The sequence below is a fragment of the Pseudomonas fluorescens group sp. PF-69 genome (genome assembly GCF_054481235.1).
Window position 1 is genome coordinate 2,277,295 of sequence record NZ_JBTMNC010000001.1, and the last position, 24,128, is coordinate 2,301,422.

The following is a 24,128-nucleotide window of genomic DNA, read 5'->3' on the forward strand; positions in this document are numbered from 1 at the left end:
ATGGATTGATCAATTCGCTACCGGGCGCGGCAAGCTCCGGTCCTAGCCCTGGCTCGCAGACAGGAACTCGTCGGTGGCTATCACCTTGGCGTAGGCAAAACCCAAGGCTGACATGAAGGCCGCATGAACGTGGGCAGCCGGGACTGTCACGCCGTTGAATTCCAGGTCACGGGTCGCACAGGCGTCGTGGATCACTGTCACGGTGTAACCAAAATCCGCTGCGGCACGGGTGATGCCATCGATGCACATGTGGCTCATGCTGCCGACCACCACCAGTTCCTTGATGCCCTGTTCGTCGAGGATCGACTGCAGTTCGGTTTCGCGGAACGAGTTGACGAAGTGCTTGAGTACCACCGGCTCATCGGTACGGTTGAGGACTTTGGGGTGCAGCTTCGCGCCTTCGGAGCCAGGGGTGAAAAACGGTGCTTCTTCGGACGTGAATTCGTGGCGGATGTGCACCACTGAATCACCGGCGTCGCGGAAGGCTTTGAGCAGGCGTACAGCGTTGTCCGCCGCGGCATCGGCGCCGACCAGCGGCCACTTGCCTTGGGGGAAGTAGTCGTTTTGGATATCGACTAGGATGAGTGCTTGCTTGGCCATGACTGGTTCCTTGAAGTGCGGGTTGGATGTGGCATCAAGTATTGGCCCAGGCGCGCCATCCGGGGATTGGCCTCACCGACAATAGAAGGGGGAAAACTGACAATGGATGCACACAGGGCAATCGCCGAACTGGGCGTGTTGATCTATCCCGGCGCGCAAATGGCGGCGGTGCATGGGTTGACGGACCTGTTCGGGGTGGCCAACCGGATCGCCGCCGAACATCAGGCGGCGCAGTTACCGTTGCTTCGGGTCAGTCATTGGCAAGTGGACGGCGAGCAGGCGCCAGCACGGGTGTACGACAGCCATCCCGGGGTGGACGGCGCCTTGGTGGCGGTATTGATTCCGCCGTCGATTGCCGGGTTCCGCGAAGGCCAGGCACCGCAGGCGTTGATTCGCTGGATGCGCCAGCAACATGCCAGCGGCGCAACCCTCGGTGGTGTCTGCGTGGGCTCGATTCTGCTGGCCGAAAGCGGTCTGCTCGACGGCCGGAGTGCCACCACCCACTGGACCTCGGCCAAGGCATTCGCCGAACGTTACCCGGCAATCAAGCTCAAGGCTGATACCCCCATCGTCGATGACGGCGACCTGATCACCACCGCCGGGCTGATGGCTTGGTCGGAGCTGGGTCTGCGCCTGGTGGATCGCTTGCTGGGGCCGAGCATCGCCACCGGCACCGCACGCTTTCTGGTGGTTGAACACAGTGACAGCGCCAGCGAGTGCGGCAGCAACTTCGCGCCGATTCTCAGCCATGGCGATGCATCGATCCTCAAGGTTCAACACTGGCTGCAAAGCACCGGGGCCACCGACGTGTCGTTGACGTCCATGGCCGAGCGGGCAGGGCTGGAGGAGCGCACCTTCCTGCGCCGGTTCCGTGCCGCCACCGGGCTCAAGCCCACCGAGTACTGCCAGCACTTGCGGGTCGGCAAGGCGCGGGAAATGCTCGAATTCACCAACAGCACCATCGACCACATTGCCTGGACCGTGGGGTATCAGGACCCGGGCGCCTTTCGTTCGACCTTCAAGAAGATCACCGGGCTGGCGCCAAGTGATTACCGGACCCGGTTTGGCGTGATGCCGAGTGTTGTTACCCGATAAAAGCCGAACCACTTAACCCGTGGGAAGAGGACGGTTTGAGTCGTGCAAAATGCCGGAATGTTAAAGGTCGTCGTGCAGAATAAAGCAGGCCAGATGCCACTGCCTTCCGTGTAACCGGCTGATTTGAAATGCGTTTCTTTTCAGCCGCGATTGGCCTGATCTCTGCACCCCAACAGCTACATTCATCTGGCGCCGATTGAAGGGGGACGCATGACCCCAACAAGCCGCAAGAAACTGGTGGTCGCCCACTCGGTGCGTTCCGACGCGCCGTTGCACGAAGTCGAAACCAATCGCGCGCTGGCCCGCTGGCTGGCGCACATTCTCGGGCTCAAGTACGGCGGCAGTTACGATCCGGCTCAGCATCTCGGTCGTGAACTTTACCTGCTGCCGACGCAAACCCTGGTCGGTGCTGCCGCTGCCCGGCAACTGGGCGTCAAGGGGCCTGAGGATTTGTGGGGCGGTTACGTCGAGCATGACTTCATCTGCACCAAGGCCATCAGTCACGGTTTGCGCAACCATCTGGCCCGTGCTCCCCATGGCTGGTCGCCGTTGTTTTCCCAACGGGTGCGCCCTGTGGTGCTGGATGGTCTCAGCGTGTTTTCCTTCGACGATGCGCGGCCGGCGGCGGAGCACCTGCTATACACCGGCCCGATCCGCCTCAAGCCGATTCATGCGTGCGCCGGGCGGGGTCAGGAAGTCATCAAGTGCCTCGACCAGTTCGATGAAATTCTTGCCCGACCCGAGGCCAAAACCCTGTTCACCGAAGGCGTGGTGCTGGAGCAGGACCTGGACCAGGTGATTACCCACAGCGTTGGTCAGAGTTTCATCGGCGACAAAGTACTGAGTTATTGCGGTGATCAATATTTGACCAAAGACGCCCACGGCGAAGAGGTCTATGGTGGTTCCAACCTGTTGGTGGTGCAGGGTGGATACGACGATTTACTGAAGCTGGACCTGCCCGATGACGTGCGGCTGGCCATCCAGCAGGCACAAGTGTTCGACAGCGCCGCGGATGAAGCCTACCCCGGTTTCTATGCGTCGCGTCGCAATTACGACATTGCCCAAGGCATGGCCAGCGACGGCAAGCCACGCAGCGGCGTGCTCGAACAATCCTGGCGCATGGGCGGGGCCAGCAGTGCCGAAGTGGCGGCCTTGCAGAGCTTCGTCAACGATCCGGATATGCGCGCGATTCGTGTGTCTTCGGTGGAAACCTACATTGAACAACCTTTGCCGGCGCACGCCATCGAGGTGTATCGCGGACCGGCGCAAGACAGTGATTTTCTCCTCAAGTACGTAACGGTCAAACCCTATGACGGCTAGAAGCGAAAGCATTCAAATCGACATCGACGACGAACAGATGAGCGGGACTTTTCTCAGCCCCAAATCCAAGGTCCCCGGCGTGTTGTTCGTGCACGGCTGGGGCGGTAGTCAGGAGCGCGACCTGGAACGGGCCAAAGGCATTGCCGGCCTGGGTTGCGTGTGCCTGACCTTCGACCTGCGCGGGCATACCGGCGGCACCGGCATTCCGTTGTCCCGGGTGACCCGTGAAGACAACCTGCGCGACCTGCTGGCGGCCTACGATCGCCTGCTCGCGCACCCGGCGCTCGATACCTCGGCGATTGCCGTGGTCGGCACCAGCTATGGCGGTTACCTGGCTGCGATCCTGACTTCGTTGCGCCCCGTGCGCTGGCTGGCGCTGCGGGTGCCGGCGCTGTACCGCGACGATCAATGGCACACGCCCAAGCGCGATCTGGACAAACTCGATCTGCGCGATTATCGCAGCACCCTGGTGCGCGCCGATGGCAACCGGGCGCTGCATGCCTGTTCGCAATTTACCGGGGATGTGCTGCTGGTGCAGTCCGAGACCGACGACTACGTGCCCCACGCAACCATCATGAGTTATCGCGCGGCCTGTCAGCAGACCCATTCGCTGACGCACCGCATCATCGACGGTGCCGACCATGCGCTGAGTGATCCCGTTTCACAGCAGGCCTACACCTCGATCCTCGTGGACTGGATCACGGAAATGGTGGTGGGCGAGCGGCTGAGCATCATTCAGTCCCGGTGATAGTGGGTGTTTCGAAGGACGCCATCGCGGGCAAGCCCGCTCCCACAATGGATCCTGGTTGAACACATTATTTGTGAACACCAGGGACCCTGTGGGAGCGGGCTTGCCCGCGAAGGCGGCCTTTCAGGCAGCATCAGTCACTTGGGCTTCCTCGAGATCCGCAATGCCTTGGCCTTGGCCTCCACCACCAGATACATCACCAGTGTGATCAACAACGGCAGCAGGAAGTAGATCGCCCGGTAGGCCAGCAGCCCCGCCACCAGGCTGCCCCGCGACACCTCATGTTGCAGCAGTGCCACGAACACCGCCTCCAGCACACCGAGGCCGGCCGGGATGTGGGTGATCACCCCGGCGATGGCGCTGATCAGCAGCACGCCAAGCACCAGCGGATAGTCCAGTTTGCTCGGCAGCAGGGTGAAAATCACCGCCGCCATCAACGACCAGTTCAAGGCCCCGAGGGCCAGTTGCAGGATGGCCATGCGCAGCGACGGCAAGTTGATTTCCACACCGCGAATGGCCCATTCCCGGCGGGTGGAGTACCGGCAGGCGGCCAGATAGCCCGCGCTCACCAGCAGCAGTAACACACCCACCCCTTGCAGCGCTCCGCTGCTGAGTGTCCAGCCGGGCGGCATGCGCACCAGACCACTGCTGAACACTGCGCCGGCAATCACCATGTAGCCAAACCAATTGGTGGCCAGGCTCAGACCGAGGATTTTCGCGATGTTGGCTTTGCTCACACCGAGTCGTGAGTACAGCCGATAGCGCATGGCAATGCCGCCAACCCAGGCGCTCAGGTTGAGGTTGAAGGCGTAACTGATGATCCCGACGGGCAGGATCTGTTTCCACGTGAGGTCCTGGCGGATGTAAGTGCGGCCGATCAGGTCGAAGCAGGCATACACCAGGAAGCTCGTGAGGGTCAGCCCGGACGCGATGATCAGCGTGCGCACCTTGAAGTCGGCCAGGGTGTCGAACACCTCGTTCCATTCGATGCGCTGGGCGAACATCGTCAACAGCACGATCAGCGCCAGAAAAAACAGCAGCGTCAATGGTCGTTTCCAGCGGCGCCAGCGCGACTTGGCCGGGTGTTCGGCGTTGCGCATCGCGGGTGCTTCAGTGCGGCTCATGATGGCTCGCTCCGGGGCGGCGCGGTGAAGGCCTTGAGGCGGGGTTTGTGCGCCGGCAACCAACCGGCCCAGGCCGGGAAATGCCGCAGGAAGTGGAAGACCAGAAAACCCACGGTCATGTGCCAGATGCGGCCGCGCGGGGCGTTGTCGACCGACATGATCTTGCAATGGTTGTCGCTGAGATCTTCGAGGCGTTCGAACAGATGCCGGTTGAACCCACGGTCGCGGATCAACACATTGGCCTCCAGGTTCATCGACAGGCTCAACGGGTCGAGGTTGCTGGAGCCGACCGTGCTCCAGTCTTCGTCCACCAGCGCGACTTTGCCGTGCAGCGGACGGTCGCAATATTCGTAAATCCTCACACCGGACTTGAGCAGGTAGTCGTAGGTCATGCGCGCCGCGAGCTTGGCCACCAGCATGTCCGGCTGCCCTTGCAGAATCAGCCGCACCTCGACACCCCGGCGGGCTGCATTGCGAATATCGCGCAGCAGTCGATAGCCGGGAAAGAAGTACGCGTTGGCGATCACCACGCGCCGTTGTGCGGTACGCAGTACCTGGCGGTAAACCTCCTCGATGTCGGTCCGATGCTCGCCGTTGTCGCGATACACCAGGCGCACTTGTCCATCGTGATCGCTGAACGCCAACTCCGAGCGGCGTTGGCGACGTCGTTGCCACCAGTACCTGGCGCGCACCGGGCGCCCGCATTGCAGCAGGGCAAAGTGATGGATGTCGGTCACCGCCGGGCCTTGCACTTCCACCGAGTAATCCTGCTTGGCCTCCGGGCCGAAGTCGGCCAAATGGTCGGCGGAAAAGTTGATCCCGCCGAGGAACGCGAAGGTCCCGTCGACGACCACGATCTTGCGGTGCAGGCGCCGAAACCAGTTGGTGCGGATGCCCAGGCGTTTGGGCGCCGGGTCGAACATTTGCAAATGCACACCGGCGTCACTGAGGGCGGCGAGGTAACCGCTGCTCAGTTCTCCGCAGCCAAATCCGTCGAGGCTGGCGGTGACACGCACGCCGCGCCGGGCCGCGTCGATCAGTACGTCCTGCAGTTCTGCGCCGACCTTGTCCTCGAAGACGATGAAGGTTTCCAGGAGGATTTCGCTTTTGGCCTGACGCATCGCCTCGAACACCCGGGGGAAATAGGCTTCGCCGTTTTCCAGCAACTCGACCCGGTTGTTGCCCTGCCAGCGGTACTCGACATCGACCACGGCCGGCTCGCTGACCGGGGGCGCGGGAACCGGGTCCACGGTGGTTTTATCCATCGGCGAAGCACTCATAGCTCGATCTCCACCGATAGCGGTGCGTGGTCGGAAAGGTGTGACCAGGGTCGGTTTGTCAGCACCTGCGGGCAACCGGCTTTCAGATTGCGTACGTAGATGCGGTCCAGGCGCAGCGCCGGCCATCGCGCGGGAAAACTGCGCGCCGGTTTGCCCTGATGTTCGGCGAAGACTTCGCGCAAGCCGCAAGGCTTGAGCAAGGCATCGGCGCGCTGGCGCCAGTCGTTGAAATCACCGGCGATGATTACTGGTGCGTCACCGGGCAGTTCTTCCAGGCGACGGGCCAACAGCTTGAGTTGTTCAGTGCGGTGGCTTTCACGCAGGCCCAGGTGCACGCAAATGGCATGCACCTCCGGGCCTTCGCCGGGCAAGCGCAACACACAATGCAGGACGCCGCGATTCTCGTGGCCGCTGATCGACACGTCGAGATTGTCATGGCGCACGATCTGGAATTTCGACAGCAGCGCATTACCGTGATCGCCCGCCGGGTAGACCGCGTTGCGCCCATAGGCGAACTGCGGCCAGAGGCTGTCGGCGAGGAATTCGTATTGCGGCATCGCCGGCCAATTGTCATAGCGCTTGGGGTGGTGTTCGTGGGTGCCGTGGACTTCCTGCAAAAACACCACATCGGCAGACACACTGCGCACCGCTTCGCGCAATTCCGGCAGGATGAATCGCCGGTTCAATGCGGTGAAGCCTTTGTGGGTATTGACCGTCAGTACGGTGAAGCGATGCACCAGGGGCTCGATGGTCGCTTGCTCGTCGGTGACGCCAACCGGCTCGGTAATGCTCATGCCAGCACTCCTTCGGCAGCCGGCGTGTCGACGTACCACTCGGCATAGCGCTCTGGCCGTTGCAGGGCGTAAAAAGATCCATTGAGTTCGATGCTGTTGACGGCCCGCGAGGCGAATTGCAATTCGCGCTTCCGGGCCAGGCCCTTCGGGTAGAAATCCCCTCGCCAAGGTGTGTAGCGCCAACCTGAAATGCCGATATGAATCGCCGCCATGTCGCCTCCGGTCCGAGTGCCCCTGTCTTTTGATGACTGCGGGGCAATGGCAAAAGTTTCGACGGGACTACGGGTGGCAGGTATTGCGTGACCTATGCCAGGGCATGGTCTCTTGTGGGAGCCGGCTTGCCGGCGATGGTCGTCAACGATAACGCGTGTGATCTGGATAAACGCGGCGCCCTTGGGTCCATCGCCAGCAGGCTGGCTCCTACAGGTATTGCGTGACCTATGCCAGGGCATGGTCTCTTGTGGGAGCCGGCTTGCTGGCGATGGTCTTCAACGATAACGCGTGTGATCTGGATAAACGCGGCGCCCTTGGGTCCATCGCGAGCAAGCTCGCTCCTACAGGTATTGCGTGACCTATGCCTGGGCATGGTCTCTTGTGGGAGCCAGCCTGCTGGCGATGGTCGTCAGCGATAACGCGTGTGATCTGGATAAACGCGGCGCCCTTGGGTCCATCGCGAGCAAGCTCGCCCCTACAGGTATTGCGTGACCTATGCCTGGGCATGGTCTCTTGTGGGAGCCAGCCTGCTGGCGATGGTCGTCAGCGATAACGCGTGTGATCTGGATAAACGCGGTGCCCTTGGGTCCATCGCCAGCAGGCTGGCTCCTACAGGGGGGTCAGTGACCGACGACGATACGTGTCGAGGATTCGGCATACACCGGACCCAAGCGGTCAAGACGACCGCTCCAGGCCGTCAGCGCCAGTGCCACCAGTACCACCAGGCCGCCAATCCACGCCGTATGTATCAGCCCCATATGCGCAACGATCAGGCCACCACCCCAGGCGCCACCGGCGATGCCGAGGTTGAACGCGGCGATGTTCAGGCCGGAAGCCACGTCCACCGCATGTGGCGTGTGATGTTCGGCCTGGCGCACCACGTACACCTGCAACCCCGGCACATTGCCGAACGCCACGGCGCCCCAGACCAGCACGGTGGCCAGCGCCAGCCATGGATTGCCGGCCGTGAAAGTCAGCACGAACAGCACGGCGGCGAGCAGGCTGAAGATAATTTTCAGGGCACTGATCGGACCGCGTTTGTCCGCCAGTTTGCCGCCCCAGATGTTGCCCACGGCCACCGAGATGCCGTAGACCAGCAGCACCAGGCTGACAGTGCTGGCGCTGAAGCCGGAAATGTCCTGGAGGATCGGTGCCAGGAACGTGAACGCAATGAACGAACCGCCGTAACCAACCGCCGTCATGGCGTACACCAGCAACAACCGTGGTTGCTTAAGCACCTGCAATTGCTGCAACAGCGACGCAGGTTTGCTGTGGGCGATGTTTTTCGGCACGTACAGCAGGCTGCCAATGAACGCGATGACACCCAGCGCGGACACGGCGAGAAAGGTTTCACGCCAGCCGAAATGCTGGCCGATGAAGGTGCCCAACGGCACGCCAGTGACCAGTGCCACGGTCAGTCCGGTGAACATGATGGCGATCGCGCTGGCGGCTTTGTCCTTGGACACAAGGCTGGTCGCGATGGTCGAACCAATCGAAAAGAACACCCCGTGGGCCAGGCCGGTGACGATCCGCGCAATGATCAGCGATTCGTAGCTCGGCGCTTTCCAGGCCAGCAGGTTGCCGAGGGTGAACAGCACCATCAGCGACAACAGCAGCATTTTGCGCGGGACTTTGCCGGTGAGGGCCGTCAGCACGGGGGCGCCGACCGCGACGCCCAGCGCATACAGGCTGACCAGAAGGCCGGCGGATGGCAGGCTGACGCCCAGGTCGGCGCCGATGGTGGGTAACAGGCCAACGATGACGAATTCGGTCGTCCCGATGGCAAATGCGCTGAGGGTCAGCGCGAGCAAGGCAATGGGCATGGCTGCAACTCCGGTGGGTTGATTCGATGGAGCGCAGTGTCGGGGTTTGGGGTGTGCGGAAAAATACAGGGATGAGCATTTGATATTTGCGTGCAGATCAAATATTGCCGCGACAACGGCAGCCCTGTGGCGAGGGCGCTTGCTCCGGGCGGCGTTCCGACGATGAGGCCAGCCCAGGCAGCACTAATGCCGGATCAGCTTGCCATGCACTTCCGCCATGGCCTGTTGATCCAGCTCCAGCCAGAAATGCGGTTTGCCGGCGATCTCGGCCGCGGCCGGCAAACCGTCGCGGTACACCAGCCGATTGCTTGCCAGTGCCGGTACTTTGGGACCGGGCAGCAGGGTGCCGGCGAGGTTCAAGGGATCGACGCCGCACACCGCGATCAAGCTGCCGTCATGGGGCCGGCGCCGGACTTCGCGCAACAGCGCAATCGCCTCGGGCAGGGCGAATTGCTCGCCCGCCAGGCCACTGACAAAGCGTCCGCCGCGAATCTCGCCCCGCGCTTCCAGTCGATGGAAGGTGCGCAGTAATTCGCGCCAGCTCGGCAACCAATCGGCCTCGCGTTCCAGCAGGCGCCAGAACACGACGCCATAGCGACGCAGCAGGGTCATGGCGATGTGTTCCAGGGTCTCGGCAGGCGTGGCCGACGGCCGCTTGTTATCCACAACCGGCGCGACAGCCCCGCGCCGTAACAGCGCCCAGCGTCCGGCATCGTCCATACCGCCGACAAACGCGCCGCGCCCGCGACGGCTGCTGCGGTTCAGGCGTTTGCTGGCCGGTGTGATCAGTGCCCGCAGTCCGGCGAAGCTGTCGGCGTTCACCAGTCCGGCGCCCACCAGTTCCTGCAAGGCAATTTCCAGCTCCGAGCGCAGCAGGTGGGCCTCGTGAATCAACTCATCGAAAAACAGCGCGCCGTGCTGGCTGAGTGCGGCATGGACCTTTTGCGTTTTCGGCGACAGTTCACTGATCGGCGTTTGCTCGGTCAAGTCGCTCCAGAGCCCGACCCGATTGCGCGGCAGTAACAGAATCGGCGTGCTGCGCAGCGCGGTACCGGCGCTTTTGTTGCGCGCGGTGAGTCGGGTCCAGACCAGTTTGCCGCTGCGGCACAGGTCATCCAGCCAACTCGGCGCATAGTCCTTGAGGCGTGCTGGCAGCAGGTCGCTGTCCCAGGCCGATGCGGCGCCGGGGTAGCCCTCGAACTGCGCGATGATCGTTGGCAACACCGCACTGCCCTGGCCCTGAGTGGCGCTGGATAAGTGCTGCCAGTCGAACAGAAACCGCATGAAATCCTGCAACGCCACCGGCTCGATTTCCCGGCGCAGGCGCTTGACCGTGTATCGATGAATCCGCGCCAGCAAATGACGCTCGCACCATTGTTCTTCAGTCGCGCCCGGCGTGAAGCGGCCGCGCAGCACATAACCTTCGCGTTCCAGTTGCGCCAGTGCCTGGGCAACCTGTGTCCCGGGCAAGCCGAGCGGATCGGCAATCGCCTTCAACGGTAACGGGCCAAAAGCGCTGAGCCGGGCGCGGATGACTTCAAGCACCGCATCGTCCGCGTCCCAGGCTTCATCGAATCCCGGCAGCGCCTCCAGTGCCGGCAGTACATCAGCCTGTGGATAAATCGCCCGCAGGCAGGTCAACCGTTCCCGTGCCAGCCACAGCGACGAGTCGAGGCGGCAGGCGCGGCCGCTGTCGGCCAGGGTGTTGAGCCAGTCGAGCCAGTTCGGGTTGGCCTGGGCTTCGGCTTCGGTGATGCAGGCCAGGCTCATCAATGCCTCGTGCATTTCATCGATGCCGTTGGGGGCAGGCCAGGCTTCTTCGCGCACGGCGGCAATCGCTTCGGCGTCCAGCGCGCCGAGGTCGTCGGTCGATTCCGGGTCGCTCCAGCGGCGGTTGAGCACCGCTTGCGTGCGGCGTTCTTCCAGCGGCGCATCGTCGAGAAAGGTGTAGGGGCGGGCGCTGAGAATCTCCGCCGCCAATGGCGAGGGTGCCGGCAGGTCGCGGCTGATCAGCCGGACCTCGCCGCGCTCCATGCGCCGCAACAGCGCGAGCCAGCCTTCGCTGTCCATGGCTTCGTGCAGGCAATCGTCGAGGGTTTGTTCCACCAGCGGATGGTCGGGAATGTCCCGCTCGCCGACGAGGTTTTCCACACAGGCGATCTGATCGGGAAACACGCTGGCGATCAGGTCTTCACTCTTCATCCGCTGGATCTGCGGCGGGACTTTTCGCCCACCGGAATAGCGTGGCAATGCCAGCGCCACCCCGGCATTCCAGCGCCAGCGCACGCCGAACAGCGGCGCATCGAGGACGGCTTGAATCAGCGTGTGCTCGGCGCTGTTGCTGTGCAGGTAACGCCACACGTCCTCCAGCTCAAAACTGTGGCTGGTGGACAACGACAACACGATGGCGTCTTCACTGGCGGCAGCCTGCAATTCGAAGTTGAAGGTGCGGCAGAAACGCTTGCGCAGGGCCAGGCCCCAGGCGCGGTTGATGCGGCTGCCGAACGGCGTGTGGATGATCAGTTGCGTGCCACCGGACTCGTCGAAAAACCGTTCCATCAGCAGTGTGTCTTGCGAGGGCAGGGCGCCGAAGGCCTGGCGGGCGCGGGCCAGGTATTCCACCAGTTGTTCGGCGCTGGCCAGGTTCAGGCCGAGCGTCTGGGTCAGCCAGTCGAGACTCGGCTGTAAATGACCCGGCGTAGCGCCGAGCAGTTCATCGAGTTGCGCTTGCAGGCGCGCGACGGCGAACGACAGTTCCGCGCTGCGCCCCGGCGCCTCACCGAGCCAGAACGGTATGGTCGGCGGTTGACCCTGGGCATCCTCGACCCGGACCTTGCCGGTCTCGACCCGCAGGATCCGGTACGACGTATTGCCCAGCTGAAAAACGTCGCCAGCGATGCTTTCCACCGCGAAGTCTTCGTTGACGCTGCCGATGTTCAACCCTTGCGGCTCCAGCAGCACGCTGTAGTCGGCGTTGTCCGGAATGGTCCCGCCACTGGTCACGGCCGTCAGCTTGGCGCCCCGGCGACCGCGCAGGCTGCGGGTCACCGCGTCGCGGTGCAGGTAAGCGCTGCGGATCCCCTGGCGACCGTTGTAGCCCTCGGCGAGCATTCGCAGCAGCGCCTGATAATGTTTGTCGTCGAGCGCGGCGTAGGGCGAGGCCTGGCGGAACAACGCCAGCAACGCGTCCTCCGGCCATTCCTGGCAACTGACTTCGGCGATGATCTGCTGCGCCAGCACGTCCAGCGGGGCCTCGGGGATTTGCAGGGTATCGAGTTCGCCCCGGCGCACGCAGTCGAGCAGGGCGGCGCATTCGATCAGGTCGTCGCGGGTGGTGGCGAACAAACGGCCCTTGGGGGTGCCGCCGACCTGGTGCCCGGAGCGACCGACCCGTTGCAGAAAAGCCGAAATCGAGCGCGGCGAGGCGATCTGGCAGACCAGGTCGACGTCGCCAATATCGATCCCCAATTCCAGCGACGCCGTGGCGATCAGCACTTGCAGTTCGCCGCGCTTGAGCCGTTGCTCGGCATCCAGGCGAAACTCCTTGGCCAGGCTGCCATGGTGGGCGGCCACGGCGTCCTTGCCGAGACGTTCGCTCAAGTGACGGCTCAGGCGTTCGGCCAGGCGCCGGGTGTTGACGAAAATCAGCGTGGTCCGGTGTTCGCGGGCGAGAGCGGCGAGGCGGTCGTACACCAATTCCCAGACATCGTTGGCCATTACCGCTGACAGCGGAACTGGCGGCACTTCAATGTCCAGGTCCCGGGGGCGGGCGTGGCCGATGTCGATGATTTCGCACGGCCGGTCGCGGCCCACCAGGAAGCGCGACACCGCTTCGATGGGTTTCTGCGTGGCGGACAGGCCGATGCGCACCAGCGGCTCGGCGCAGAGCGCTTGCAGGCGCTCGAGGCTCAGTGCGAGGTGGCTGCCGCGTTTACTGGCGGCGATGGCGTGGATTTCATCGACGATCACCGTGCGCGTGGTGCCGAGCATTTGCCGGCCCGAATCGGAGCCGAGCAGCACGTAGAGCGATTCCGGGGTGGTGACCAGAATGTGCGGCGCCGTCTTGCGCATCGCCGAGCGCTCTTTTTGCGGGGTGTCGCCGGTGCGCACGGCCGTTGTGATCTGCAATTCGGGCAAGCCCAGCAGGCGCAATTGTTCGGTGATCCCGGCCAGCGGGTTTTGCAGGTTGATGCGGATGTCGTTGGACAGCGCCTTGAGCGGCGAGACGTAGACCACCAGGGTTTCGTCCGGCAGGCCTTCGGGCTGCTCCAGGCCACGGTGCACCAACTCGTCGATGACGGCGAGGAATGCGGTGAGGGTCTTGCCGGAGCCCGTGGGGGCGGCGATCAGGGTCGAGCGACGCTGGCGAATCAACGGCCACGCCCGGGCCTGGGCGGCGGTCACCGTCGCGAAGGTCTTGCTGAACCAGGCGCTGACGGCGGGATGGAAGCCGTTCAGGGCACTGTCTGCGGGGATGGGCAGGTTCATGCCACAATTTATGCGGGTGGGGGGCGCAAGATGCAAGTACCGCTGGGGCGGCGCAGCAGCCCAATTCCCGCACATCTACACTTTACGGATGACGGTTGCGCACTAAACCCGCAAAATGCAAGGATTCTGGCTACTTTCAACGACACCGCTCACGAGCGCTGTCGACAAACCCTCGTTCCAATCAGACTGGGCCTGCTGACTCTATGCGAATGCGCCTTATGTTACTGGGCGGCGGAAATGCCCTTGGGCAGGCGCTGATTCGCCTCGGTGCGGAAGAAGACATCGGTTTCCTCGCCCCCCGCCCACCGCAAGACGGCTGGGATGCCGCGAGCCTGACGCAACTGCTCGACGACACCCGCCCGGACGCGTTGATCAACCTCGCCTACTACTTCGACTGGTTCCAGGCGGAGACGGTCAGCGAACAGCGTCTGGCCGGGCAGGAGCGGGCGATCGAACGCCTGGCCGAACTGTGCCAGCATCACAACATCGTCCTGGTGCAACCTTCGAGCTATCGCGTGTTCGATGGCTCCCGGGCGACCGCCTACAGCGAGAAAGACGAACCGGTGCCGTTGGGCCTGCGCGGTCAGGCGTTGTGGCGTATCGAGCAAAGTGTGCGCGCCACGTGCCCGCAACATGTGCTGTTGCGTTTCGGCTGGCTGCTCGACGACAGTCCCGAGGGCACGCTGGGGCGTTTTCTCAGTCGCGCCGAACTGCCGGAAGAGTTGCTGATGGCCGACGATCGCCGGGGCAATCCGACCCCGGTGGATGACGCTGCCCGAGTGATCATCTCCGTACTCAAGCAACTGGACTGCGCCGCGCCGCTGTGGGGCACTTACCACTACGCCGGGCATGAAGCGACCACGCCGCTTGCCCTGGGCCAGGCGATCCTCACCGAGGCACGCGCCCTGCATCCGCTGGCCATCGAAGCACCGACCGCCCAGGCTCACGCCGCGCGACCGGACGCCGCTGAAGAACCGCAACACGCGGTATTGGCCTGCAAAAAAATTCTGCACACGTTTGGGATCAAGCCACGCGCCTGGCGTGCGGCCCTTCCAGGCTTACTCGACAGGTTCTATCGCCATGGCTGACGGCCCCGTTTTAATCACCGGCGGTGCCGGTTTCATTGGTTCGCATCTCGCCGATGCCTTGCTCGCCAAGGGCCATTCGGTGCGGGTGCTCGATGACCTGTCGACCGGCAAGCGCAGCAACCTGCCGCTGGACAATCCCAAGGTCGAGTTGATCGTCGGTGACGTCGCCGATGCCGCACTGGTCGCACGGGCGATGGCCGGTTGCAGCGCCGTGGCACACCTGGCGGCAGTGGCGTCGGTGCAAGCCTCGGTGGACGATCCGGTGAAAACGCACCAGAGCAATTTCATCGGCTCGCTCAATGTCTGCGAAGCCATGCGCCAGACGGGTGTCAAACGCGTGTTGTTCGCCTCCAGCGCGGCGGTGTATGGCAACAATGGCGAAGGTGAGCCGATCGATGAAGACACGCCCAAGGCGCCGTTGACCCCTTACGCATCGGACAAATTGTCCAGCGAACATTACTTCGATTTCTATCGACGCCAGCATGGGCTGGAACCGGTGATTTTCCGCTTCTTCAACATCTTCGGCCCACGTCAGGACCCGTCTTCGCCTTACTCCGGGGTGATCAGTATTTTCAGTGAACGTGCGCAGAACGGCCTGCCGATCACGGTGTTTGGCGACGGTGAGCAGACGCGCGATTTTGTTTACGTCGAGGATCTGGTCAGCCTGCTGGTGCAAGCCATCGAGAAACCGCAGGTGGACGTCGGCGCGGTCAACGTGGGCTGGAACGAGGCGACGAGCCTCAAGCAGATGCTCACTGCGCTCAAGGAAGTGATCGGCGAGTTGCCGCCGGTGAACTACGGCCCGGCACGCTCCGGCGACATCCGTCATTCACGGGCGAACAACCGGCGTCTGCTGGAGCGCTTTACCCGCCCGCAACAGACGCCGTTGAGTGTCGGACTGGCGCGATTGTTGGGACGCTGAGATTCAGCGAGCACAAAAAAGGCGCCCCTGGAGGCGCCTTTTTTGTGGCCGGATTTCGCTTCTGAGGCGAGTTAATTCCTGTGGCGAGGGGGCAAGCCCCTTCACCACAAAAGCCAGGTTCACCACCACGTGAACATCCGTTAGAACTTGTAACCCAGGCCCACCATGTAGATGAACGGGTCCACATCGACGTTGACGCGGGCACGGGTGCCCGGTGCCACGGCGTCGTTTTCCACGGTCGCGCGGGTATCGATGTCGATGTAGCGAAACTGGGCGTTGAGCATGATGTTGTCGGTGATCATGTAATCGGCACCGACCTGGAACGCCATGCCCCAGGAGTTATCTGCCTTGAAGTTGCTGAAGCCTTTGGCCTGGGCATCGCTGCTGACGTGTTCGTCGTAAATCCAGGTGTAGTTGATACCGGCGCCGACGTAAGGCTGGAATGCGGACTTCGCGTCCAGCGGGTAGTACACGACGCTGAGGGTCGGCGGCAGGTGTTTCAGCGAGCCGAGTTTGCCGTTCGCCGCACCCAGGGACGTGCCCTTGAGTTTGACGTCATGCTCGAACGGCGTGGCCGCGAGCAGCTCGATCCCCCAGTTTTTGGTGATCATGTAGGCAAAGTTGAGACCCAGCTGTGTGTCGCTGTTCAGGGTTGCCTTGCCCCCCAGATTGGTACCCGCCAACGGACCCTGATCGACTTTGACGCTCGAGCTGTCGTCTTTCGGGTTGACGGTGATTGCACCGGCACGAAGGATGATCTCACCGGCTTCGTGAGCGTGTGCGAGCGGTGCGGCGAGCGCGAGGGAGACCAGCGCGACGCTGAGCAAGGACTTGTTCATGGGGGCTCCAGAGGACGTTAAAAATGTTTGTAGTCCAATGGTAAACAGCCGTTTGATTCGGTCTTTTGACTCAGCTCAATGAAAGTTGGGTGTGCGGAATTTTGTTGGCGATTTTGCGGGCCTCTTCGCGAGCAAGCTCGCTGCCACAGGGTTGCGCGATTCCCTGTGGGAGCAAGCTTGCTGGCGATGGACGCAAAAAAAACGGTTCACTCCGGCAATTCATAGATGTAAATCTTGTCCGCCTCCATCTGATACCCGGCATCGGCCAGTTCGCTGGTGGAGGGTTTGACCTGCATCGCACCTTCGATCCAATACGGCTGATACAGCTCGTCGAGCTTCACGCCGACTTCGCTTTTGACATGCACGATCTGGTTCGAGGGCGGCGGCGGAACGTGGATGCAGGCGCCGAAATACGGCACCAGCAGAAACTCCGTCGTACGTCCTTCTTCGCTCACTTCCAGCGGCACGATGTAACCCGGCAGGCGAACGTTTTGCCCGTCAAGGGCCTTGACCACCGGCGCGTTGGGCATGTCCTGCCTGGCGGCGGGCGCGGATTCGGCGGACAGTGCGCTGCTCATCTGCGACAGGTCGTGCAGTGGTGTCATGTTCGGTACTTCCGCCGGGGCGTCCGGCGGGATCATTTCCGACCAGGTCAGCTCTTTCGGCTCGGCCGCCCACAGGGGCAGGGCGACCAGCATCAACAGCGCAAGCAGAGCGCGGGGCATTTTCAACGTCCTCATAAACGGATCGACAGGCCATCGGCCAGGGATTGGCGATAAGCGCGCCAGGCCGGCACGCTGCCCATCAGCAGCGCGGCGATCAGAATGCCACCGAGCAGCGTCCATTCATATTCGCTTGGCCAGGTCAGCGGCAGAAACAGACCGTAATTGGCTTGCACGTAACCCTGGGCGGCAGCGATGCACACATACAGCAGCGCGACGCCGGCGACCACGCCGGACAATGCCAGGGCAAACGCCTCCAGCACCAGCAGCGTTGCGATGTGCCACGGCCGCGCGCCTACCGAACGCAGGATCGCCATCTCGCGGCGCCGCTCGTTGAGGCTGGTGAGAATGGCGGTAAGCATGCCGATCAGCCCGGTCAGCACGACGAACAACGACACCACGAACAAGGCTTTTTCCGCCGTGCCCATCAAGCTCCACAATTCTTGCAGGGCCACGCCCGGCAGGATCGCCAGCATTGGTTCGCCGCGGAATTCATTGATTTCACGCTGCAGGGCAAAGGTCGAAATCTTGTTGTTGAGGCCCAGCATGAACGCGGTGATCGCCTGCGGCGTCAGGTCCATGTTGCGCGCCTGATCGGCGCTGACCCGACCTTCGCCCCTGGCCGGCACGCCGTTGTGCCAGTCGATGTGAATGGCTTCCATGCCGCCAAGACTGATGTGCAGCGTGCGGTCCACCGGGGTACCGGTGCGCTTGAGAATGCCGACCACGGTGAAGGGCTTGTCGTCGTGCTTGACCAGGCTGATCGCCGCGACACCGTGGGCCAGGACCAGTTTGTCGCCCAGTTTGTAATGCAGTGCATCGGCCACTTCGGCTCCGAGCACGACTTCGAACGGATCGGTGGCGAAGGCGCGACCGTCGGCCAGTTCCAGGTGCTGCTGGCGGCCGTACTGATAATGCTCGAAGTACGCTTCGGTGGTGCCCATCACTCGGTAACCGCGGTGCGAGTCGCCGAGGGACATCGGGATCGCCCACTTCACTTTCGGGTTGCTGGCGAAGTGTTCGAAGCTGTCCCAACGAATGTTGTTGGTGGCGTTGCCGATGCGGAACACCGAGTACAACAGCAAATTGACCGAGCCGGAGCGGGCGCCGACGATCAGGTCGGTGCCGCTGATGGTGCTGGCGAAACTGGCCTTGGCCTCGGTGCGCACCCGCTCTACCGCCAACAACAGGCAGACCGACAGGGCAATGGCGAACGCGGTGAGGATCGCGGTGAAGCGGCGGTTAGCCAGGCTGGCCATGGCTAGACGAAACAAATACATCTCAGACCTCGGACGGGGTGGCGGCGCGATTGAGATCGGCCAGCGACAGGTGGCGATCGAACAGCGGCGCAAGGCTTTGATCATGGCTGACGAACAGCAGGCTCGATCCGGCTTCGCGGCATTCGGCGAACAGCAGGCGAATGAAGTTTTCGCGGGCGTCGTAATCCAGGGCCGAGGTCGGTTCGTCGGCGATCACCAGTTCCGGTTGGCCGATCAACGCCCGTGCGGCCGCAACCCTTTGCTGTTGGCCGATGGACAGCGAATCGGCGCGGCGACTGAGGATGCTTTCATCTTTCAAACCCAAATGTGCAAGCAACGTGGCCGCAGCCTGATCGATGCTGCCATGGCGCTGGATCGCCCGTCGGGCGCGCAACTTGGAGAAGCGGCAAGGCAGCTCGACGTTTTCGCGCACCGAGAGAAACGGCAGCAGGTTGAACTGCTGGAAGATGTAGCCGGTGTGATCGACGCGAAAGTGATCGCGGGCGCCGGCCGAGAGTTCGGTCAGTTCCTGGCCGAGCAGGCGGATACTGCCACGATTCGGTTTCTGCACACCGCCGAGCAGGCCGAGCAGGGTGGTCTTGCCGCTGCCGCTCGGGCCTTTGAGGAACAGGGTTTCCCCCGGCTCCAGGCGAAACGCCGGGATATCCAGCAACGGTGGGTGACCGGGCCAACTGAAGCCCAGGTCGGACAGTTCGATGAGTGCTTGGGTCATGGCGCCGATTTCAGTGGTGTTCATTAACCTGTGGGAGCGAGCCTGCTCGCGATGGCGGTGTAACAGTCAACAAAGATGTTGAATGTTACGGCCTCATCGCGAGCAGGCTCGCTCCCACGTTTGATTTGCGGTGGATCAGAATTTCAGGGCAGCGGCCTTCGCCGTCACCTCGACCCCTTGTTGCCCGCTCGGGCCGATCAGTTGTACCTGAATTTTCTGGGTGGCCGGGAACGTGTTGAAGATATTCGCCAGATCCAGAGTCTTCAGCGCACCGGGAGTGGCGCAGGTGAAGCTGTAATGGGCGTGAATTTCGCTGTGGTCGTGGTGATGTTCGTCCTTGGCATCTTCGTCGTGATCATCATCAGCCTCCGGTTTGTCGCCGAACAGCGGGCTTTCCAGTTTCTGACTCGCCACTTCGCAACCGGCGGCTTTCGCCAGGGAGAACAGCGCCAGGGGTTTCTCCAGCTGAGCACGAACAGCGGCAACTTTGGCCTTGTCGGCATCGGTGGTGGCGGCATGTTCGAAACCGACCAGATTCATCGCCGGGCTTTCCAGCTCCAGCTCCAGGGTCTGACCATCCAGCACCGCGTTCAAGCGACCGACACCGTGTTCGTGGGCGCCGAGGCTACCGTGCTCATGGTCGTGGTCATGTTCGTCAGCCGCGTGGGCGACAGCCAGTGGCAACAAGGCAAACGGCAAAGCGAGCAGCAGACGACGCATGGGTGACACTCCGGAAAGTAAAATGAAAAATATGTTATGTAATCTTATAACGTAAGTGCGGAGAGTTTGACTGGCTGCTTGGCGTTGCACAAGTCCCATGGGAGCATGCCCGTCAGAAACAGGCGGGAGCAGACTCATGTTGCGAATTCGCGGAAGCATCGGCGACTGGCCGGTGGATTTGACGCTGGAGATGGATGACGCCGACTGGGCGCGGCTGGGGGCGCAGTTGACCGTGGAAAAAACCGAGGTCAATGCCGCGCCGGCCAAACCGCAGAATCAGGATGATGCGCTGTGGCAGATTGCCAGGGACTTATTGCGCAAGGCCGGGCAGTTGAGTGGGCCGGATCTGCTGGAGCAACTGGAAGGGCTGACCGGTAATGCGTCGGCGGGCAAACGCCTGTTGGTGCGTTTGCGCCATTGCCCGGACGTGAAGGTGGAGAGCGGCGGGGATACGCCGCTCTATCGCTGGTTGTAGGCGCGAGCTGGCTCGCGAAGGACGTCAATCCTGACGCGGACTACCTGCATAACTGCGGCGCCCTTATGTCCATCGCGAGCAGGCTCGCTCCTGCAAGGTCGTGCTTAATAAAGGGCTGCAAACAACTTGCGACGGTAGGTGGTCACCAGCGGGTGATCGTTGCCGAGCAGTTCGAACACCTGCAGCAAAGTCTTGTGTGGCAAGCCTTTGCTGTAGCTGCGGTTGCGGATGAACAGCTTGAGCAGGCCATCCAGCGCCGCGTCGTATTGCTGGCGGGCCAGTTGCTGCACCGCCAGTTGATAGACCGCTTCATCGTCCTGCGGATTTTTTGCCAGGCGTGCCTTCAGCTCGGCGGCATCCGGCAAGTCCTTGGCCTGGCCGAGAAACTTGATCTGCGCCTTGGCGCCGGCCAATGCAGCCTTGTGTTCATCACTCTTGACCGCGTCGAGCACGGCTTGCGCCTCGCCCAGTTCACCGCGTTCGGTGAGGCAGCGGGCATAGAGGATCAGCGCCTTGGCGTTGGTGTTGTCTTCGCCCAGCAGCACTTTGAGGATGGCTTCGGCGTCGGCGAAGCGGCTGTCGTCGAACAGCGCCTGGGCCTGGTCGAACGGATCGGCCGCTGCGGGCGGCGGCATTTGCACGTGAGGTTCGAGCATCGCCCGCACGGCGGATTCCGGCTGCGCCCCGGCAAACCCGTCGACCGGTTGACCATCCTTGAACAGCACCACGGTCGGCAGGCTGCGAATGCCGAAACGGGCAACGATGTCCTGTTCGATGTCGCAGTTGACCTTGGCCAGCAGCAACTCACCCTGATAACTCTCGGCAATGGTCTGCAGCATCGGCATCAGCACTTTGCACGGCGCACACCATTCGGCCCAGAAATCCACCAGCACCGGTTTGTGGAAAGAATTCTCGATCACCGACTGGTCGAAGTCGGCAGTCGTGGCGTCGAAGATGTACGGCGTTTCCTGGCTCATGGGGGATCTCGTAGAAGCGTGAATGGGGCAACTATACGGCCTGGCGCTACGCTTTCAAGCGCGCCGCGCATGGTAAAGGCTCACATGCCGAAACTCTTCCGGCTCCGCCAGATCCGGCAGGGTCATCGCTTCAAGCATTTCGATTCGGCGATACAACGGATGGCGAAAATCCCGGACTCGCGAATCGGCCACCAGCGCCTCCTGGCCACGACTCAGGAACTCATCGAGTAGCGGCAGGTTCGCCCGGTCGTACAGCACATCGGCGACCAGGATCAGATCAAAGCGATCGGCTTCGGCGAAAAAATCCGTCGAGTAGTGGAGCTGCACGTCATTGAGTTCGGCATTCGCCCGACAGGCGGCAATCGCCAGCGGGTCGAGGTCGCAAGCCACCACTTCCAGCGCTCCGGCCTTCACCGCCGCAATCCCGGCCACGCCGGAGCCTGCGCCGAAATCCAGGACTCGTTTGCCTTTGACCCACTCAGGGAATTGCGCGAGATAGCGGGCTACCGCCAAGCCACTGGCCCAACAGAAACACCAGTAAGGCGGTTCATGCAGAATCCGCCGGGTTTCTTCCGGGGTGAAGGCGCGGTCCATGTTGTCGCCATCGATCAGCCACAGCTTCAGCTCGGTGCCCGGCAGCTTGCAGTCGACCAATTGCGCATCGCCAAGCAATTCCCCCAAGGCCCGTTGCAGGTCGAGCGGAGCACTCATGGGGCTTTGACGAATTGCAGTTGGCCCAGCACCCGGGTATTCGGTTGCGTGATCAGCTGCGCCGGCAGATGCAGGATCAGCTGGCCGGACTGGCTGGCGCGGCCGCGCAGTTCAACCCGGGCACCGGCCGGGAAGGATTCCGGATTGAAGCGCAGGTGGAAGGGCAATACCTGGTTGTTGCCGATCAGGCTCGAATTGGCGAGTAACTGTTGCGGACGGCCTTTTTCGTCGATCACCAGCAGCGCCAGTTCGACTTCGGCGCCTGCCGGCACACCTTGCAGGGTGCCGCTCAGTTCACGTTGATACGCCGGCAGCGGACCGAGGTTGGCCGACTCCCTGGCTTTCTTCTGCGCCTGCTCCGGCACGGGGCCTGGTGTCGGTGGCTGGGTTTTGGGCGCATCGCTGCCGCAAGCCACCAGCAGGCTGAACAGACTGAGCAAAATGAGCGGTCGTAACGACATTGGCAGCTCCGTAAAGGTAAATTCCATGGATCGATAGATCATGGCGTCTGTATACCGCAAACCCTATGGCTTGTCTTGCCACGGGGATGCGCTACCATGGCCCTCCCTTTTTTTGTTGCCTGCCACCATGCACTGTCCCTTCTGCGGTGCCAACGACACCAAGGTCATCGACTCGCGTCTGGTCGCCGAGGGCGAACAGGTGCGCCGCCGGCGTGAATGCCTGGCCTGCGGCGAGCGATTCACGACGTTCGAGACCGCCGAACTGGTGTTGCCGCGCCTGATCAAAACCGACGGCAGTCGTCAGCCGTTCGACGAAGAAAAACTCCGCGCCGGCATGCAGCGCGCGCTGGAAAAGCGCCCTGTGAGTGTAGAACGCCTGGAGTCTTCGCTGGTGCACATCAAACACAAACTGCGTGCCACCGGCGAGCGCGAGGTCAAATCCCTCGTCGTCGGCGAACTGGTGATGGCCGAGCTGCAGAAGCTCGACGAAGTCGCCTACATCCGTTTCGCCTCGGTGTATCGCCGCTTCCAGGACCTCAACGAGTTCCGCGAAGAGATCGATCGCCTGGCCCGTGAGCCGGTGAAAGAATGAGCGTGCCTGCCGAACAAGCCATCCTCGACGCCCATTTCATGGCCCGTGCCCTGGAACTGGCGCGCAAAGGTCATTACACGACGCACCCCAATCCCCGGGTCGGTTGTGTGATCGTGCGTGACGGGCAGATCGTCGGCGAAGGCTGGCACGAACGCGCCGGCGAACCCCACGCCGAGGTCCACGCCTTGCGCGCCGCCGGTGAGCTCGCCCGTGGCGCCACCGCTTACGTAACCCTCGAACCCTGCAGCCATCATGGCCGGACACCGCCCTGTGCCGACGCACTGGTCAATGCCGGTGTGGCGCGTGTGGTCGCGGCGATGCAGGACCCGAACCCGGAAGTCGCCGGTCGCGGCCTGCAACGCCTGGAACAGGCCGGCATCGCCACCGAAAGCGGTGTGCTGGAAGGCGAGGCGCGCAAGCTCAATCAAGGCTTCCTGAAACGCATGGAACACGGCTTGCCGTTCGTGCGGGTCAAGTTGGCCATGAGCCTCGATGGCCGCACGGCGATGGAAAGCGGTGAAAGCCAATGGATCACCGGTCCGGCCGCGCGTTCGGCGGTGCAACGCCTGCGGGCCCAGGCCAGTGTGGTGTTGACCGGTGCCGACACGGTGCTGGCGGATAACGCCCGCTTGACCGTGCGTGCCGATGAACTGGGGCTGGACGCGGAACAAACCGCACTGGCCATGAGCCGTCCGCCGCTGCGCGTGCTGGTGGACGGTCGTCTGCGCGTGCCGCTGGATGCGCCATTCTTCAGGGCCGGCCCGGCGCTGGTCGCCACGTGCATGGCGGTGGAAGAGCAATACGCCAACGGCCCTGAGTGCCTGATCGTGCCGGGCTACGATGGCCAGGTCGATCTGCGCCAGTTATTGGTCGAACTGGCCGCTCGCGGAGTCAACGAGGTGTTGGTCGAGGCGGGGCCGCGTCTTGCCGGGGCTTTTGCTCAGCAAGGTCTGGTCGATGAGTTTCAGATCTTCATGGCCGGCAAGTTCCTGGGCTCCTCGGCGCGCCCACTGCTGGACTGGCCGCTCGCGCAAATGAAAGACGCGCCAGCGCTCAAAATTATCGAAATTCGTGCGGTTGGCGATGACTGGCGAGTCACTGCCATTCCTTTGCCAGCAGCGAGCGTATAATTTCCGGCCATCGC

General features: G+C 62.6%; 22 protein-coding genes and 1 pseudogene. 8 read left to right on the plus strand and 15 right to left on the minus strand.

The genetic code is table 11. The annotated features are described in order from the left end of the window. Positions 1–42: 42 nt before the first annotated feature. A complete protein-coding gene (locus ACX3YF_RS10500) occupies positions 43–600 on the minus strand; it encodes a cysteine hydrolase family protein (protein WP_196586127.1) in 558 nt (185 codons plus the stop codon). Between the two features lie 102 nt (positions 601–702). Here ACX3YF_RS10500 and ACX3YF_RS10505 point away from each other — a divergent pair, with 102 nt between their 5' ends. From ACX3YF_RS10505 to ACX3YF_RS10515, 3 genes are all read left to right on the plus strand, one after another. Next, positions 703–1,695 (plus strand): GlxA family transcriptional regulator, encoded by a 993-nt coding sequence (locus ACX3YF_RS10505; RefSeq protein WP_288096497.1) that lies wholly within the window; start codon positions 703–705, stop codon positions 1,693–1,695. Positions 1,696–1,905: 210 nt separating this feature from the next. Continuing rightward, positions 1,906–3,015, plus strand: coding sequence for a DUF3182 family protein (locus tag ACX3YF_RS10510; RefSeq protein ID WP_458973707.1), 1,110 nt, complete (start codon positions 1,906–1,908; stop codon positions 3,013–3,015). Next, entirely contained in the window at positions 3,005–3,763 is a 759-nt protein-coding gene (locus ACX3YF_RS10515) for an alpha/beta hydrolase family protein (protein ID WP_047533918.1), read from the plus strand. The genes ACX3YF_RS10510 and ACX3YF_RS10515 overlap by 11 nt, the downstream gene beginning before the upstream one ends. Positions 3,764–3,900: 137 nt before the next feature. On the opposite strand, the gene ACX3YF_RS10520 is transcribed toward ACX3YF_RS10515, so the two are convergent. From ACX3YF_RS10520 to ACX3YF_RS10545, 6 genes and pseudogenes are all read right to left on the minus strand, one after another. Beyond that, positions 3,901–4,887 carry a lysylphosphatidylglycerol synthase domain-containing protein gene (locus tag ACX3YF_RS10520; protein WP_458973708.1) on the minus strand — a complete coding sequence of 329 codons (987 nt, stop codon included), beginning with the start codon at positions 4,885–4,887 and terminating at the stop codon, positions 3,901–3,903. Further along, positions 4,884–6,167 carry a cardiolipin synthase ClsB gene (gene clsB, locus ACX3YF_RS10525; protein WP_458973709.1) on the minus strand — a complete coding sequence of 428 codons (1,284 nt, stop codon included), beginning with the start codon at positions 6,165–6,167 and terminating at the stop codon, positions 4,884–4,886. Before clsB ends, ACX3YF_RS10520 begins: the two co-directional genes overlap by 4 nt. Further along, a complete protein-coding gene (locus ACX3YF_RS10530) occupies positions 6,164–6,961 on the minus strand; it encodes an endonuclease/exonuclease/phosphatase family protein (protein ID WP_130209740.1) in 798 nt (265 codons plus the stop codon). Before ACX3YF_RS10530 ends, clsB begins: the two co-directional genes overlap by 4 nt. A 20-nt stretch (positions 6,962–6,981) precedes the next feature. Beyond that, positions 6,982–7,173 (minus strand): annotated as a pseudogene (locus tag ACX3YF_RS10535) (DUF72 domain-containing protein); the annotation flags it as partial. 621 nt (positions 7,174–7,794) lie between these two features. Continuing rightward, positions 7,795–8,997: an MFS transporter gene (locus tag ACX3YF_RS10540; RefSeq protein ID WP_130209742.1), complete on the minus strand. Its 1,203-nt coding sequence runs from the start codon at positions 8,995–8,997 to the stop codon at positions 7,795–7,797. A gap of 183 nt (positions 8,998–9,180) precedes the next feature. Beyond that, a complete protein-coding gene (locus tag ACX3YF_RS10545) occupies positions 9,181–13,485 on the minus strand; it encodes an Lhr family helicase (RefSeq protein WP_458973710.1) in 4,305 nt (1,434 codons plus the stop codon). A 203-nt stretch (positions 13,486–13,688) separates the two neighbouring features. Here ACX3YF_RS10545 and ACX3YF_RS10550 point away from each other — a divergent pair, with 203 nt between their 5' ends. Next, entirely contained in the window at positions 13,689–14,573 is an 885-nt protein-coding gene (locus tag ACX3YF_RS10550) for a sugar nucleotide-binding protein (RefSeq protein WP_103403396.1), read from the plus strand. Continuing rightward, a complete protein-coding gene (locus ACX3YF_RS10555; RefSeq protein WP_458973711.1) occupies positions 14,566–15,495 on the plus strand; it encodes an NAD-dependent epimerase/dehydratase family protein in 930 nt (309 codons plus the stop codon). The genes ACX3YF_RS10550 and ACX3YF_RS10555 overlap by 8 nt, the downstream gene beginning before the upstream one ends. A gap of 140 nt (positions 15,496–15,635) precedes the next feature. Here ACX3YF_RS10555 and ACX3YF_RS10560 read toward each other — a convergent pair whose 3' ends face one another. From ACX3YF_RS10560 to ACX3YF_RS10580, 5 genes are all read right to left on the minus strand, one after another. Next, on the minus strand, positions 15,636–16,334 hold the full coding sequence (locus tag ACX3YF_RS10560; RefSeq protein ID WP_130209748.1) for an OmpW/AlkL family protein: 699 nt from the start codon (positions 16,332–16,334) through the stop codon (positions 15,636–15,638). Positions 16,335–16,540: 206 nt separating this feature from the next. Then, a complete protein-coding gene (locus tag ACX3YF_RS10565) occupies positions 16,541–17,059 on the minus strand; it encodes a DUF3299 domain-containing protein (RefSeq protein WP_288096527.1) in 519 nt (172 codons plus the stop codon). Positions 17,060–17,070: 11 nt separating this feature from the next. Further along, positions 17,071–18,336 (minus strand): ABC transporter permease, encoded by a 1,266-nt coding sequence (locus tag ACX3YF_RS10570; protein ID WP_047533894.1) that lies wholly within the window; start codon positions 18,334–18,336, stop codon positions 17,071–17,073. A gap of 1 nt (position 18,337) precedes the next feature. Continuing rightward, entirely contained in the window at positions 18,338–19,048 is a 711-nt protein-coding gene (locus ACX3YF_RS10575; protein ID WP_047533892.1) for an ABC transporter ATP-binding protein, read from the minus strand. A 135-nt stretch (positions 19,049–19,183) separates the two neighbouring features. Beyond that, positions 19,184–19,768 (minus strand): DUF2796 domain-containing protein, encoded by a 585-nt coding sequence (locus ACX3YF_RS10580; protein WP_458973712.1) that lies wholly within the window; start codon positions 19,766–19,768, stop codon positions 19,184–19,186. A 136-nt stretch (positions 19,769–19,904) separates the two neighbouring features. Between ACX3YF_RS10580 and ACX3YF_RS10585 the strand changes: the two genes are divergently transcribed. Next, a complete protein-coding gene (locus ACX3YF_RS10585) occupies positions 19,905–20,243 on the plus strand; it encodes a hypothetical protein (protein WP_130209754.1) in 339 nt (112 codons plus the stop codon). Positions 20,244–20,347: 104 nt separating this feature from the next. On the opposite strand, the gene trxA is transcribed toward ACX3YF_RS10585, so the two are convergent. From trxA to ACX3YF_RS10600, 3 genes are read right to left on the minus strand one after another with little or no spacing between them, the layout of a single operon-like run. Further along, entirely contained in the window at positions 20,348–21,220 is an 873-nt protein-coding gene (gene trxA / locus ACX3YF_RS10590; RefSeq protein ID WP_458973713.1) for a thioredoxin, read from the minus strand. A gap of 54 nt (positions 21,221–21,274) precedes the next feature. Then, positions 21,275–21,931 carry a class I SAM-dependent methyltransferase gene (locus ACX3YF_RS10595; protein WP_130209758.1) on the minus strand — a complete coding sequence of 219 codons (657 nt, stop codon included), beginning with the start codon at positions 21,929–21,931 and terminating at the stop codon, positions 21,275–21,277. Beyond that, positions 21,928–22,392: a YbaY family lipoprotein gene (locus tag ACX3YF_RS10600; RefSeq protein WP_458973714.1), complete on the minus strand. Its 465-nt coding sequence runs from the start codon at positions 22,390–22,392 to the stop codon at positions 21,928–21,930. Before ACX3YF_RS10600 ends, ACX3YF_RS10595 begins: the two co-directional genes overlap by 4 nt. A 127-nt stretch (positions 22,393–22,519) precedes the next feature. Between ACX3YF_RS10600 and nrdR the strand changes: the two genes are divergently transcribed. Together nrdR and ribD are read left to right on the plus strand one after the other, a co-directional pair. Then, positions 22,520–22,984: a transcriptional regulator NrdR gene (gene nrdR, locus ACX3YF_RS10605; RefSeq protein WP_003228656.1), complete on the plus strand. Its 465-nt coding sequence runs from the start codon at positions 22,520–22,522 to the stop codon at positions 22,982–22,984. Beyond that, a complete protein-coding gene (ribD, locus tag ACX3YF_RS10610; protein WP_448647472.1) occupies positions 22,981–24,114 on the plus strand; it encodes a bifunctional diaminohydroxyphosphoribosylaminopyrimidine deaminase/5-amino-6-(5-phosphoribosylamino)uracil reductase RibD in 1,134 nt (377 codons plus the stop codon). Before nrdR ends, ribD begins: the two co-directional genes overlap by 4 nt. The last annotated feature ends 14 nt before the right edge of the window (positions 24,115–24,128 follow it).